This window comes from Occallatibacter sp., from assembly GCF_049582745.1.
Taxonomy (GTDB): domain Bacteria; phylum Acidobacteriota; class Terriglobia; order Terriglobales; family Acidobacteriaceae; genus Telmatobacter.
In genome coordinates, this window is record NZ_JBAUUO010000134.1 from 1 (window position 1) to 14,522 (window position 14,522).

General features: G+C 60.0%; 12 protein-coding genes. 2 read left to right on the top strand and 10 right to left on the bottom strand.

Translation table 11 applies throughout. The features are described 5' to 3' along the window. Positions 1 to 226: 226 nt before the first annotated feature. The 10 genes from WCA10_RS18795 to WCA10_RS18840 form a co-directional block, all read right to left on the bottom strand. On the bottom strand, positions 227 to 898 hold the full coding sequence (locus WCA10_RS18795; RefSeq protein ID WP_472824050.1) for a response regulator transcription factor: 672 nt from the start codon (positions 896 to 898) through the stop codon (positions 227 to 229). A 105-nt stretch (positions 899 to 1,003) separates the two neighbouring features. Continuing rightward, on the bottom strand, positions 1,004 to 1,744 hold the full coding sequence (locus WCA10_RS18800) for a response regulator (RefSeq protein ID WP_472824051.1): 741 nt from the start codon (positions 1,742 to 1,744) through the stop codon (positions 1,004 to 1,006). A 35-nt stretch (positions 1,745 to 1,779) separates the two neighbouring features. Next, positions 1,780 to 4,371 (bottom strand): DNA translocase FtsK, encoded by a 2,592-nt coding sequence (locus WCA10_RS18805; protein ID WP_472824052.1) that lies wholly within the window; start codon positions 4,369 to 4,371, stop codon positions 1,780 to 1,782. A gap of 411 nt (positions 4,372 to 4,782) precedes the next feature. Further along, positions 4,783 to 5,526, bottom strand: a complete 744-nt coding sequence (locus WCA10_RS18810) for a Crp/Fnr family transcriptional regulator (RefSeq protein ID WP_472824053.1) — start codon at positions 5,524 to 5,526, stop codon at positions 4,783 to 4,785. A gap of 460 nt (positions 5,527 to 5,986) precedes the next feature. After that, positions 5,987 to 6,712: a Crp/Fnr family transcriptional regulator gene (locus WCA10_RS18815; RefSeq protein ID WP_472824054.1), complete on the bottom strand. Its 726-nt coding sequence runs from the start codon at positions 6,710 to 6,712 to the stop codon at positions 5,987 to 5,989. A 461-nt stretch (positions 6,713 to 7,173) separates the two neighbouring features. Continuing rightward, entirely contained in the window at positions 7,174 to 8,058 is an 885-nt protein-coding gene (locus WCA10_RS18820) for an undecaprenyl-diphosphate phosphatase (protein WP_472824055.1), read from the bottom strand. Positions 8,059 to 8,112: 54 nt separating this feature from the next. Next, positions 8,113 to 9,132, bottom strand: coding sequence for a tetratricopeptide repeat protein (locus tag WCA10_RS18825; RefSeq protein WP_472824056.1), 1,020 nt, complete (start codon positions 9,130 to 9,132; stop codon positions 8,113 to 8,115). Positions 9,133 to 9,156: 24 nt separating this feature from the next. Continuing rightward, the gene (locus WCA10_RS18830) at positions 9,157 to 10,161 is read right to left on the bottom strand and encodes a threonine ammonia-lyase (RefSeq protein WP_472824057.1); all 1,005 of its coding nucleotides are present in this window, start codon (positions 10,159 to 10,161) and stop codon (positions 9,157 to 9,159) included. Continuing rightward, complete coding sequence (locus WCA10_RS18835; protein ID WP_472824058.1) at positions 10,158 to 10,703, bottom strand: hypothetical protein; 546 nt, start codon at positions 10,701 to 10,703, stop codon at positions 10,158 to 10,160. The genes WCA10_RS18830 and WCA10_RS18835 overlap by 4 nt, the downstream gene beginning before the upstream one ends. A gap of 223 nt (positions 10,704 to 10,926) precedes the next feature. Continuing rightward, entirely contained in the window at positions 10,927 to 12,582 is a 1,656-nt protein-coding gene (locus tag WCA10_RS18840) for a ribonuclease J (protein ID WP_472824059.1), read from the bottom strand. 248 nt (positions 12,583 to 12,830) lie between these two features. Between WCA10_RS18840 and WCA10_RS18845 the strand changes: the two genes are divergently transcribed. Both WCA10_RS18845 and WCA10_RS18850 read left to right on the top strand, forming a co-directional pair. Next, a complete protein-coding gene (locus tag WCA10_RS18845) occupies positions 12,831 to 13,253 on the top strand; it encodes a VOC family protein (RefSeq protein ID WP_472824060.1) in 423 nt (140 codons plus the stop codon). Between the two features lie 74 nt (positions 13,254 to 13,327). Beyond that, positions 13,328 to 14,470, top strand: a complete 1,143-nt coding sequence (locus WCA10_RS18850; protein WP_472824061.1) for a glycoside hydrolase family 18 protein — start codon at positions 13,328 to 13,330, stop codon at positions 14,468 to 14,470. The last annotated feature ends 52 nt before the right edge of the window (positions 14,471 to 14,522 follow it).

Here is a 14,522-nt window from a genome sequence, read left to right on the forward strand (position 1 = left end):
CGGCTACAAAGTGAAACACTGTCTTCCCTAAATCAATACCGATCGTACGAATCTCCATGGAACACCTCCTTTGCTTACCTCTACACCCTCCGGGAGGGCTTAGGCGGCGGACCATGCCAGTAGTAACGCGTTTTTCGGGCGCAGTTCGGGTGTCACAGACGAAATGCCACACGCAGCTCCTTCGACGGCGCTCCGCTCGGGACCTGCTGAATGCGAAAGATCGCACCTACTGCTGCTGCGGGGCTACCAGTTGGTGGGCGATGGCGAAGAGGGCCAGTTCGAGGCGGGTGGAGACGCCGGTTTTGTCGAAGATGTTGGACAAGTGGCGCTTCACGGTTTCTTCGCTGAGGGTGAACTGCTTGGCGATGTCCCGGTTGCTGCAACCTTCAACGATGCATCCGACCACGTCGAGTTCACGCGGAGTGAGGCCGTAGGTTTTGCGCTGCGGGGGCTGGGCCTGGCGCATGAGGTCGTGCAGGGCGGAGACGAGATTCACGACGCGCTTGCCGCCGATCCAATAGTCGCCGGCGAAGACGGTGCGAATCGCCGTATGGAGACCACCGGCAAGGGCGTCTTTCAGGACGATGCCGCGGGCGCCGATGTGGAGCGCCTCAATGATCTGCTGGGTGGTGATGGTGGAGGTGAGAAGGATGATCTTGACGGTAGGCGAGCCATTCATGATGGCGCGCATGGCTTCGAGGCCGGGAAGGCGCGGCATCTGGACATCGAGCAGGAGGATGTCGGGAGTCTGCTCCAGGGTCTGGGTGATGGCCTCATCGCCATCGTCGGCTTCTCCTACGACTTCGAAGCCGTCGCGCTCGGTGAGCATGTTGCGCACACCGATACGGACTACCGGATGATCATCGGCGAGAACGATGCGGATGGGTTGTTGTTCCACGAGAGCCCTATACCTCCGAAAAATCTGGACTAACTTGCAGGCGGTTTAAGTGGCCCGCATTCATGGTTTCGACCCTGCTGCAGCAAAACGACGGGCAGGGCTGTATTAAGCCGGAAATTCCTTTTCAAGCATACGCTCCAGCCTTTCCGTGGCCGAATACAACTCTTGTAGTGCAGTGGCACAGTTATCCAATTGGTCACTGCTGGACTCGAAGAACGCGCCGAGCCGGGCTGCCTGCATGGCCCCGGCCATGCCGCATCCGCCCTTGATGGCATGTCCGATGCGGCGCACTTCGTCCTTGTTACCTTCCGCGATAGCCTTCTCGAGAGCGGCCAATCGTTTATGCAGGTCGGTGACCACTGCCGTGTAGATCTCGCGCACCGTCGACTCGGTCATGAGCTGGCGAAACTGGGCGAGGGTGGTGGGATTAATGACCAGTTCTTCAGCGGCCTCGTCCTGGGGCTGGTCGATCTTGGGATTGTGCTGGCTGAGGAGTTTCTGGAGATCCTCCGGACCGAAGGGCTTGAGCAGAAAGCCGTCCGCGGCGGCAATAAGTTCGTCTGACGGGGTAGAGCCGCTGATGAGGATGATCTCGTCCTGGCCGAGCTGGCGAAGCTTCGTGATCAATTCCGGCCCGCTCAAGCCGGGTAGCTGCGTATCCAACAACACGACGCCGGGCCGGACGGCGCCGGTATCGAGCATCTGCAGAGCCTGGTTTCCGTCCTCGGCGCTGTGCACCATGTGACCGTGAAGAGTGAGGACAGTGGCGATCACTTCGCGGCTGACGAGGTCGTCGTCAATCAAGAGGATCGTCGGAAGTTCGTGCTTTTCACCGATTCCGAGCATGCGTGCGCCTCAGTTGGCTGGTTCTGCGATAGATGCTATTCATCTGCAACGCCAATCTCGTGGAGCCAGCCCGGAGCTTTGAGCAACTCGCGGGGGCGGGAGCCATCGGCTTGGCCGACCAGGCCATCCCGCTCCATCAGGTCGATGAGGTGGGCGGCGCGGCCATAGCCAATTCTAAGGCGACGCTGCAGCAGGGATGTAGAAGCCTTGCCGAATTCGAACACCAAACGTACTGCGTCGTCGAACATCGGGTCGTTGTCGTCCGCATTGTCGCTGGAGCCTTCCATGCTCTGCTTTTCTTCGCGCGGGGACTCGAGGAAGCCTTCGACGTATTCTGCCTGTCCCTGGTCTTTCCAGAAAGCGACGACCGCGGCGGTTTCCTTTTCGCTGACATAGGGAGCGTGAAGGCGCATGAGGCGGCTGGTTCCGGGGGGAAGGAAGAGCATGTCGCCACGGCCCAGGAGCGCTTCAGCCCCGTTGGTGTCGAGGATGGTGCGCGAGTCGACCTTGGTGGCGAGGCGGAAGCTGATACGGGTAGGAATGTTGGCCTTGATGAGGCCGGTGATGACGTCGACCGAGGGGCGCTGGGTGGCGAGCACAAGGTGAATGCCGACGGCGCGCGCCATCTGGGCAAGGCGGGTGATCGACTCTTCGACGTTGGAGCGGTCGAGCATCATCAGGTCGGCGAGCTCGTCGATGATGATGACGATGTAGGGCAGAGGGTGCTCTTCCGGGTCGTCGTCGAAGAGCGAAGGCATGGCCCCTTCAAAGAGCTTGTTGTACTGGTCGATGTTGCGGACGCTGCGGCTGGCGAGCAGCTTGAGGCGGCGCTCCATTTCGCGGACGGCGTTGCGGAGGGCGTTGGCGGCCAGCTTGGGCTCCGTGATGATGGGCGTGAAGAGATGCGGAATGCCCTCGTACATGCCGAGTTCCACGCGCTTGGGATCGACGAGGATCAGGCGGACCTGAGCTGGCGTGGTGCGATAGAGCAGGCTCATGATCATGGCGTTGATGGCGACGGATTTGCCCGATCCGGTTGAACCAGCAATGAGCACGTGGGGCATGGAGGCCAGGTCGGCGGTGACGATGCGGCCGTTGATGTCCTTGCCCATGGCGAGGGTGAGGCGCGACTTGGCCTTGGCGAAGGTTTCAGACTCGATCACGTCGCGGAGGTGGATGGTTTCGCGATCGTGGTTCGGGACCTGGATGCCAACGGTGCTTTTGCCGGCCATGCGCTCGATGAGAATGCTTTCGGCGCGCATCGCAAGGCAGAGGTCTTCAGCGAGACCGGTGACGCGGCTGTACTTGACGCCGGCTTCGGGCTTGAATTCGTAGGTCGTGACCATGGGCCCGGGATTGATGCGCTCCACTGCGCCGCGAACGTCGAATTCGGCGCACTTCTCGACCAGTACGCGGGCTTCGTCGCGAAGTTCGTCTTCGCGGACAACCTGAGGGCCGGAGCCGGAGTTAAGCAACGTACTGGGCGGGAGCTTGAATCCGCTGACGTGTTTGGGAGCGACGGTAACGGTGCGTTCGTCGGCATCGGCGCGTTCGTGAATGGCGATGCTTTGGGGAGCGGGGCCGTGGGCGACTGGGGCGGGAGCGGGGGCTGGAACTGGGCGCATTTCGACGACGCTCCTCACCGGGGCCTGGGGCGCGGCGGCTGGAGCGGTCGGGACGGCGTGCGTGGGCTGCGGGGCGACCGGCACGGAGGCGACAGGCGCAGCGGAGTCGGCGACAGTGCGTTCCCAGATGCTGGAGCGGCGGGGAGGAATAGGTTCGTCGCCAGATTTTGCGGCGCGCTGGAAGGCGGGGACTTCGTCGACTGGATCGGGCTCGGGCGTGCGTTTCTTCATGCCGAAGAGGGCGGCGAGGCGGCCCTGGCGAGGGGGTGGCATTTCGGCGGGCGGCGGTTCGTGAGTATTGCCGATGGCTCCGGAGAACAGGCGCTGGGCGGGACCGGGCTGGGTCTGCTCGATCAAACGCTCTTCAAGTTCACGTTTGCGCTCGGCGCGTTCTTCGCTCCAGTTGCGATAGCGATCGTGCCAGGAAACGAGAGTGAGCCAGCGATCTTCAATCTGCGTTTTGAGTTTCCAGAAATTGATGTCGGAGGCGAAATAGACGCCGACAGCGGCGAAGGCCGCGGACACGAGCCATGCACCCTGAATATTGAGGTAAACAACAAGCACACCGGAGACCACGCGGCCCATGATGCCTTCGACGGGGACGGCGTGCATCCAGTGCCAATGCCATGGAAAGAGGCCGAGAACCGAAGGCAGGAAGAGGATGGTCAGCGCGGTGCCCATCCAGCGCAGAATGGCCGAACCGCCGGAGCGGGAACGAACCCAATTCCAGCCCAGACCGCCGAGCCAGAGCGGAAAGAGAAAGACGGTGATGCCGAAGGCCTGGAGCAGGATATCGCTGACGTACGCGCCGAAGAGGCCGATCCAGTTGTGAATGGCGTGTGCAGGATCCGCGCCGGAGGCAGTGTTCATAGAGGAGTCGGCGGGGTGATAGGTGGCGAGCGCGAGAAAGAGCAGTACAGAGGCGAGAGACAACACCAGGCCGAGGAACATGTTGAGTGCCCGGTTGCGCGTCGGCGACAGGATGATAGGAATCGGCTTCATTGAGGGACGCCTCCGCACGGGTGGCTCGGCCGCAATCGACACGATCGTCGGAAGGACTGCGATCAGGCCGCCAAGGCGGACGAGAAATCCCAGAGCAGCCTATATTATCCCCGGCGGCAAGAGGGGTTTGCGGGCAAAACGGGGGTGGGGGAACCACGGAATCCACCCCCTGCGGGATGAAGCGGATTTGCGATGTCTCGCCAGCGGACACGGAATTCTCCCGTACGAATTCTCCCCGCACGTCGATGGGCGTATTCGCGATATATCAGCACTTTGGGAGACTATTCCTGCACCGGGATTGCGAAACCGGATGCGTAAATTCCGAACGACATGAAACCTCCATATCGAGTCAGTCGTGGCGGTTTGCGCCTTGGACCGCCAAGATGCTATCCGATGCGAGTATTCCGCTGCTCACACGAGCTTGGCTTGTTTGGCGGTCCGTGCAGGACGGGGCGCAGGGTCGAGGAGTTTGGGCCGTGATGCATTTTCCTCTGGTAACTTGTCGTGCAAAACGGCGTTGAGCAGCGACTTGTGAACCCGAATACCGCCGTTGTAATCAATGTAGCCGAGCTTCCTGAAGCGATTCATGAAGAAGCTGACACGTGATCGAGTTGTACCGATCATCTCCGCAAGAGTCCCCTGCGTTACCGGTGGGATCAGTGTCTCCGGCGCACCCGGTTCACCGTATTCCGCCATCAACAAGAGCGTCCGCGCCAACCGCTTCTCGCTGGAGTTGAATAGCTGATCGATGAGATCCGCCTGAGTTCTCATGCCTCGAATTACGATGAACTTCACGAAAAAGGTGGAGAACTTATGTTCCGTCTCGAGGACGCGGAGTATTTCCGCCGTCCCGATCTTGAGTACCGTACAGGCGGTTATGGCTGAGGCTGTGACCGTTCGCAGCGTTCCGGGTCCGGCCATCGACTCCTCTCCAAAAAAATCCCCGCGGGCGAGCAGCGTAACCGTCGCTTCCTTGCCGTTCTTGGCAATGACGGTGAGTTTCGCTCGGCCAGTCTGAAGGTAGAACACAGAGTCGGCTGGGCCTCCCTGGGAAAAGAAAACCTGCTTTGCCGTGTAATTGCCGATCCTTCGTCCTGGTCCTTCGGCCGCGAGAAAAGCAGCGATATCAAAGGGCTTCCTGGTTACTCTGCCCATCTAGTCGGCCTCTTCCTGGGTGTGGTCTGGTTGCGGAACATCTTCATCGGCGCTTCGCGGGCGCGGCGACGGGGCCGTCGCTCCGTTCCAGAGCACACAACCCTGCGCCAGCAAACAATAGCATCGTAACCGGTAATTGTCTGTTCAATTTAGCTCACCTGTTGCATTGATCGGACAGGTGCCCGGAATCGGACTCTCAAGGGTTGATCGAAGAGGCGGATCGCCATCTGGCCGGGCTGCAAGGTTTACCGGAACGAGATCGATGAGCGGGCCAAGACCGCTGAAGAAGTGGGTGCAGCGCAAAAGTGGAAGCCTGCAACTGGTGTGCCCGGGTTACGGACAAAGGGGCGGCAACCGGACACGTCCAATGGGCGCAAATCCGGACCCAGCGGCGTCGATGCTGGAGACGGCTACGGGCCGCCTGGCAACGACGACTGAGGCCAATTTGGGACTGCGGTCACTACACACTCACGCCCTGCTTGGCCGCCTTTGATCGAACACGTGGAGTGGCCGAACCAGGGGGTCTCTCAGGGTTACGCTCTGTGAATTGATCGTGCAGAACCACGTTGAGCAGCGACCGATGGACCCGGATGCGACCTTTGTAATCGATGAGACCGAGCTTGCGAAAGCGATTCATGAAAAAGCTGACGCGGGACCGGGTGGTCCCGATCATCTCTGCCAGAGTCTCTTGCGTGATCTTGGGAAGATATTGCTCCGGTTTGCCCGGCTTGCCGAACTCAGCCATCAGGAGGAGAATCCGCGCCAGCCGCTTTTCGCTGGAGTCGAAAAGCTGAGCGACAAGATCGGCTTGGGCTCGCATGCCCCGGATCAGCAGGAATTTTAAGTACATTTCAGAGAAGGCGTCCTCCTCGTGCATCAGGCGGATCATTTCCTCCCGCTCTATCCTGAGCGCCGTACAGAGGTCGATGGCGCTGGCAGTGGCCAGGTGCAGCCCACCCACGCTCGCCAGCGACTGCTCTCCAATGAATTCCCCGGCGGCGAGAAGCGCGATGGTGGCCTCCTTCCCGTCTTGCGAAACGACGGTGAGTTTTGCGCGGCCCGTCTGAAGATAGAAGATGGAGTCAGCCGAACTTCCCTGCGAAAAGAAGGCTTGCTTGGGCTTCAATTGGACGATTCTTCGTCCTACTCCTGCCGTAGCCAGAAATGCGCCAAGGTCAAAAGTCATGCTTCTCACCCCAGTCTCTTGAATGGCCCATCCCGGATGCGGTCTTCACGGGAGCGGTTCGGAAGGGTACGCGGCCGCTTCGGATTTGAGGTAGCCGGGATTGCAAAGTCGCCTTCCCGGGTGTGCAAAATTATACATCCTGCCGTCTTCGTTGGAGCGGATAGCTTTGCGTTCGAGTGCGCCCTGATAGTGCATTGCTGAGGAGACAGACGGCGGAATGGTCAGAATTGGTGATTCTTATTGGCAAAATCGCGTTGAAAGGGGGAAATGGGTGAAAATGAGGCATTCCGCCGGCGCCCAAGGGCGCGACGATCTCGTACGAGTCCAGCCGAGAGCCGGGAACAAGTGGCATTCGTGGGTTCAATTAGAACCCAGGTAACGTATCGGACAGCGGCGGTTGGCGAGTCGCCAACGCACTTGAGTTCGACGTGCGCACGGCCCGGTCGCCCGTATTCCGGGGCTTAGCTGCCCAGGAGCCTATTGCCGAGGATGAGCAGGAGAATTCCCAGGATGATGCGGTAAATGGCGAAGACGATGAAGCCGTGGTGACGGACCCAGGCGAGAAACCATTCGACCACACCAAGAGCCACGATGAACGAGACAACGAATCCGATCGCGAGAACGATCCAGAGCTGGCTGGTCATGTGCACTTCAGCGATCGGCATCGCTCCGGCGGCCAACGCCGACTTGCTGGGGTGAATGGACTTGAGCAGGTCCCAGGCGGTGGCTGCGAGCATGGTGGGGATGGAGAGCAGGAAGCTGAACTCGAGCGCGGAAGGACGGTCAAGGCCGACCATCTGGGCGGCAGCGATGGTAGACATGGAACGCGACGTGCCCGGGAAGATGGCCGAGAGCGACTGGCAGATGCCGATCCAAATGGACTGGCCCAGGGTCATCTCCTCGACATGCATGGTATTGGGTTCGTAGCGGGATGCGCGCACATCAACGACCCACATGATGACGCCGCCGATGAGAAGCGCCCAGGCCATGACGGCGACGCTGCCCAGATGTTTCTCGCTTAGTTTGTGAAGAGGCAAGGCAATGATGGAAGTGAAGAAGAAGGCAATCAATGTGAGGGAGATGGGGTGATTTTTCCAGGTGCGGTCTCCGCTTTCGCCGCTCGGAAAGCTCTTGATGAAGCCGACAATGCGTTCGAGATAGAGAAGAAGAAGGGCGAGGATGGCGCCGGCCTGAATGACGATGGTGTACATGATCCAATACGCATCGTCGAGCGGGATGCGCATGGCTGCTTCGGCGATGCGCAGGTGCGCGGTGGAACTGACGGGAAGAAACTCGGTCAGGCCCTCGATGATGCCCAAAAGAACTGACTGGATATAGACGTTCAAAAAGCCTCCGGTATGAAAGGGCGTGGATGGGAAGAATGCGGGGTATGCGGCGAACTATTCTTTCTCGATGCCGTAAACCGGAATTCCCTGATCCAATTTGAACACGAGCATGGCGGCGCGCGCGGTGTAGTCCGATTGCGGAAATTTGTCTTTGAGTTTTGCGGCGAGTTCGCGCGCGTGGTTATGGGCTGCGTCGCTCTTCTTGTCGTTCTTGTCGTCCGCGTACATGTTGGTGAGAACGGCCTGCCGGTAGACGGTCTGGTAGAGGGCCTGGGCGGTGCGTGGTCCGTCGGGGTGTTCTGCCGCGTACTTGTCGTAGAGTTCAGACTCTTTTTCGGGGCACTTTTCCTGGCCTTGCCAGTCGCCGCAGAGCTTGTTGTCAATGAGTTCGTAGGCGGCCAGGTCAGCTTGGCGAGTATGGGGGTAGTCGCGGATGACGTGCTTCAGGGGGTCTTCGTCGACCTGTTCGCGCAAATACGGGGCCTGTTCTTTTGCGGAGGGGCGGCTGGCTGCATCGGCCTTCTGGATTTGCCAGAGAATGTCGGCGGCCCGCCATGCGGCTTCAGCATCGAGCGGGGAGTTGGGGAACATTTCGACCAGGCGGCGGTAAAGCAGGTGTGCGGTGCGGGCGGCGTTGACCGGGCCGCGGGGATCGGAGGCCAGCGCTTCCTGGTCGGCCCCGGCACCCATGAGAATCTCATCGCCGTCGGGGGTATTTTCAATGACGACGCCCTTGGCCTGCATCCAGCCGGAGATGGGCGGGGGAGTTTCGGCAGTGTCGAAGATGGGCGCGTCGCTTGAGTGTTCCTCCTCGATGTCGGTATTGGCGTAGACGCGGAGCCACGGACCGCTTTTTTCGGCAACGACCATTTCTCGACCGATCTGCACGCGGCCGACCTTTTGTGAGTCGAGATCGGCAGAGACGTAGAGCCAGGAAACGCGCAGGGCGGCGGCGCGAGGACCGGCCAAAGGCTTCTGCATCTGGTCTTTCTTTTTCTGGGCGGCCATGGGAAGCGCACCAAGGATGAGGCAGAGCACAAGCGCACCGAAGGCGCGGAATCTGGAATTCGTCACAGAAAAGATCATAGTCGAACGACGTTACACATCCGTTTCGGTAAGCACCTGGGCGAGCAGGGCTGGGTCGACGTTGCCACCGCTGACGACGGCCACGGCATTATTGCTGGAGGGCAGTTCGGCGGAGTGGAAGAGCAATGCGGCGGCGGAGACGGCTCCGCTGGGCTCGGGGACGATGCGCGCGCAGGCGATGATGGCGCGCATGGCGGCGCGGATTTCAGCTTCAGTGACGGTAATGATGCCATCGACGAAGGCCTGGATGTGGGCGAAGTTGCGCTCGCCGACGCTTTGGGTGCGAAGGCCGTCGGCGATGGTGCGGCTGGTGAGTTCAGCGGGCCAGGTAACGACTTTGCCGGCGCGGAAGCTTTCGGCGGTGTCGCCGGCGAGTTCAGGCTCGACGCCGAAGACTTTCACATTGGGGCGAAGACGTTTGACGGCGGTGGCAACGCCGCTGAGCAGTCCTCCGCCGGAGACGGGCGCGAGGACGAGGTCGACGTCGGGGAGTTGCTCGACGATTTCGAGGCCGCAGGTGGCCTGTCCGGTGATGATCTGCTCGTCGTCATAAGGAGGGATGACGATGTAGCCGTGTTCGCGTACGAGTTCTTCAGCCTTGGCGAGACGCTCGCTGGAGGCGACACCGACGTCGACGACTTCTGCTCCGTAGGCGAGGGTGGCGGCGCGCTTGATGGCGGGGGCGTTCGACGGCATCACGATGACTGCTTTCGCGCCGACTTCGCGGGCTGCATAGGCGACACCCTGGGCATGATTGCCGCTGGAGTAGGTGATGACACCGCGGGATATTTCTTCGGGCGTGAGCTGGAGGATTTTGTTAGCTGCGCCGCGCAGTTTGAAACTGCCGATGGGCTGGAGGCTTTCGCACTTGAGCCAGATTTGTTTTGAAGTGCCGGGGCCGGCGACGCTGGGGAAGTACGCGCGGGTGAGCGGGGTTTTGACGGCAATGCCGGAGATGCGATCGGCGGCGGCGCGGATGGCGTCAAGAGAGACGAGGGAGTCAGTGGCGACGGTCATGGGAGGTATTTCTCCGGGACAGGATTGGCAGGAGTCTGCGCCTGCCAGACGATCTGGATGATGTGCCATTGCTTACCGTCGGAGATGGCTTGGATCGAGTTGATGCCGCGATCGATGACTTTGCCCTCCGGAGGTTTGCCGTCAGGAGTGGTGCGGGTTTCGTAGGTGCTCCAGAGATGGGCCATGTGGTCCCAGCTTTCGGCGCTGACTTTGACCTGGCGCTCGTAGAAGACGGCGCTGCCGCGCTTGGCGACGGCGTCTATCCAATCCTGGACGGTGAGGATGTGGGGCGTGGCAGTGCCGTCGGCGGCGATGCGGATGGGGATGAGACGGGCGTCGGGCGTGAAGAGGCCGCGGAAGCAGGTACGGTCCTGGTTGCCGGGGCCGCTGACGGCGGCGTCGATGGCTTCGATCAACTCGTCAAGGGTGGCGGCAGAAGGGCAGACTGTGATTTTCGGCGGTTGCGCGCCAGGGGCTTGGGCGTGGAGCGCGGGGGCTAGAAGGGCGGCGGCGAGAGCGAGGGAAAAGCGGAAGCGGCGCATGTAGGAAATTCTACAGAAGACGGTGGTTCATTATGGTGAGTCATGCTACCCCACCGATCCCGCAATGAAGCTGCATGGGGCACTCAGGTTTGGAGGATGGGAAGGAAAGGCCACTGCAGGTTCCTCGGCTCCCTGCGGTCGCTCGGAATGACAACATTAGTTTTTTAGATCAGCCTTAGTTTTTAGATCAGCCCTGGTTTTTAGATCAGTGCTCGTTTTTAGATTAGATTTCGAGGATTACGGGGATGATCATGGGGCGGCGGCCGGTGGTTTTCTGGATAAGGCGCTTCAGCTCTACGCGGACTTTTTCTTTCACCATGCCGTAGTCGGTTTTCTGCTCGCCGCTGAGGCTGTCGAGAGTCTTGAGGACTACCTCGCGCGCTTCTTCAGTGATGTCGGCGCCGCCGAAACCGCGCATGACGATTTCGGGCTCGCGCTCCACTTTTCCCATGCGCTTGTTGATAGCCAGGATTGCGAGGACGATGCCGTCTTCGCTCAGAATACGGCGATCGCGGACGACGAGGTCTTCAACGACATCGACGGTGGAACCGGAGTCGATAAGGATGCGGCCTGCGGTGACCTTGTCTTTTTTACGCGCGTCGGCCGCGTCGAGTTCGAGAACGTCGCCATCTTCGATGATGAGCGCGTGTTCGACGGCGCCGGTTTCCATGGCGAGTTGCGCGTGGCGGCGGAGGTTGCGGTAGTCCCCGTGAATGGGGATGAAGAACTTGGGGCGGACGAGATTGATGAGGAGACGAAGCTCCTCCTGGCAGCCGTGACCGCTGACGTGGATGAGTCCGTGGGAACCGTCGTCGAAGATGACATTGGCTTCGCGACGGCTGAGGTGGTCGATGACGCGGAAGATGCTTTTCTCATTGCCGGGAATGATGCGCGAACTGAGGATAACGGTGTCGCCGGCATCGATATGGGCGTGCTTGTGGTTGTCAACGGCGGCGCGGCTGAGGGCGCTCATGGGCTCGCCCTGCGTGCCGCTGATGAGGATCATCAATTCATCGGGCGGACAGTCACGCATCTGGCCGGGATTGATGACGAGGCCGGGCGGCACTTCGATGTAGCCGAGGTCCTGCGCGATTTCGGTGCTCTCCATCATGGAGCGGCCCAGAACAACGGCCTTGCGTCCGTGCTTGCGCGCCAGCTCGAGAGCGATGCGAATGCGGTAGATCGACGACGAGAAGCAGCTGAAGAAGAGCTTCTTTTTAGTCTGCGAAAAGATTTCGTGCAGGCGGGGGATGACGGCGCGTTCGCTGGGGGTGTAGCCGGAGCGCTCCACATTGGTCGAGTCCTGCAGAAGAGCCAGTACGCCGCGTTTTCCGTATTCGGCAAAGGTGTGCAGGTCAAAGGCCTTGTCGTCGAGGGGTGCGAGATCGATTTTGAAATCGCCGGTGTGAATGACGACGCCGACGGGGGTGTCGATGGCGAGGGCTACACAGTCGACCAGCGAGTGGGTGACGCGGATGGGCTCAATGGTGAAGGGGCCGAGAGTGAACTTTTCTTTGGGCGTGATCTCAATGAGGGTGATTTCGTCGAGGAGTTCGTGCTCTTCGAGTTTGCCTTCGACGTAAGCGAGCGTGAACTCGGTGGCATAGACGGGGACCTTGAGCTCACTGAGTATCCAGGGCAGTCCGCCGATGTGATCCTCGTGGCCATGAGTGAGGATGATGGCGCGGACGTGCTCCCGGTTCTCGGTGAGGTAGGTGATGTCGGGCACGACGATGTCGACGCCCAACAACTCCGTTTCAGGGAACATGAGGCCGGCATCGATGACGATGATGTCGTCTTCCCAGCGGAGGGCGAGGCAGTTCATCCCGAATTCGCCGAGGCCGCCGAGGGGGATGATTTTCAGTTTATTTGTTTGCATCTGTCAGGTTCGATGCTAACACCTGCACGTGTATTTCGATGCGCCGGCGCCGATAGCAAAGCTGTTTAAAAACATGCGGTAATTCCCTTGATCGTATGGCAAAGAAGGCGGCCGAATCCCGGCGGTAGGTGCGGCTCCCGAAACAGGCGAGTAAGCGCGTATTCTGTTGTGGCATGGTTGAGCGGATGTGCCGAGGTTGCGGAACTCCTTTCGATCGAGGCGCGAGATTTTTGCGGAGTGTCATTGGCATGAGACTGAATACGTATTTGAACTACGGCGGAAATTGTGCCGAGGCGTTCAAGTTTTACGAGGAGCACCTGGGCGGCAAGATCGGGATGATGATGAAGCACGGCGATATGCCGGACCCGAGCAAGGTGATCCCTGGCATGGAGAATGCCGTGCTGCACGCTACCATCACCATCGGCGAAACGTTGATCATGGCCAGCGATGTGCCGCCGGACCGGTGGAAGCCGATGCGGAGCGCTTATCTCGCGCTGAACCTGGCAAGCGATGCAGATGCGGAGCGCGTGTTTGCGCTGTTCGCCCATGGCGGCGAGGTCTTCATGCCGATGCAGGAGACGTTCTTTGCGTCGCGGTTTGCGCAACTTCGTGACCGGTTCGGTACGTCGTGGATGATTATCCACGAGAGGCCGATGGGCGCAAGGCCTTAGCGCCAGCCTCCCTAATGGCGGCGGCTCGCAATCGGATAACGAGCACTCTGATAGCTTCAATATGGGCTAACCCAATGTTCCGATATCTCAGCATTCTCATCGGCATCGCTGTTGCGCTTCCCTCCCCGGGCTTTGGCGCGGCGAGAAACCCTGGAAAACCGGAAGTGACGGGGTATGTGTTTGCGCGCGGCAATGCGCTTACGCCGGGACAGGTCGATGCAAAGTATCTGACCCGGATCAACTATGCATTCGCCAACATCAAAGACGGACGCATAGTGTTGGACGCGCCTGCAGATGCGCAGAACCTTGCGCAGTTGACGGCGCTGCGAAATACGAATCCACGGCTGACGGTACTGGTATCGGTGGGCGGATGGTTGTGGTCGAAGAATTTTTCAGACATAGCGGTGACGTCAGCGAGCAGGCGCTTGTTCGATGACAGTGTGATGGGGTTTCTGGCGCAATACGACCTTGACGGTCTCGATATTGATTGGGAGTATCCGGGACTGCCGGGAGCGGGGCATCCCTATCGCGCGGAGGACAAGCAGAACTTCACAGCACTGCTGAAGGAGTTGCGCAGCCGGTTTGATGCCGAGACGAGAAGAACAGGACGACAGCTATACCTGACCGTTGCGATGGGCGCGGGCGATGACGTGGTCGCGCATACCGAGATGCGGAAGGTCGCGCGGTACGTGGACACGGTGAACTTGATGACCTACGACTACTACGAGGCAGGTTCAGACCCAACGACGGGACACCACGCGCCATTGTTTGCGAATCCGGCAGATCCCAAGAAGGCTTCGTCGGATGAGACAGTGCGGGATTACGAAAAGGCGGGAGTGCCGGCGGAGAAGATTCTGCTGGGAGTGCCGTTTTACGGACGCGCATGGGGGGAAGTGGCGAACCAGAATCATGGATTGTTTCAGCAGGGGAAGACCGTAGCAGGGTTCAATGGGCAGTACAGCGCGATCGCGGCGAACTTGCTGGGGCAGGGATTTACGCGGTATTGGGATGATGCGGCGCAGGCTCCATATTTGTACAACGCGGAGAAGCATATTTTTGTGTCGTACGAGGATCCGGAGTCGCTTGCAGCGAAGTGCAAGTATGTTCGGGTGCACAAGCTGGGCGGAGTGATGTTCTGGGAATATTTCGGCGATCCCGAGCAGAAGTTGCTCGAGACGATCGATGAGGGGCTGGGGGGAGAGGGCGCTAAGTTTTGAGTTTGTAGTTCTGAGTATGCGGATTGTCGGCGAGCGCGGGTTAAGAAAGCAA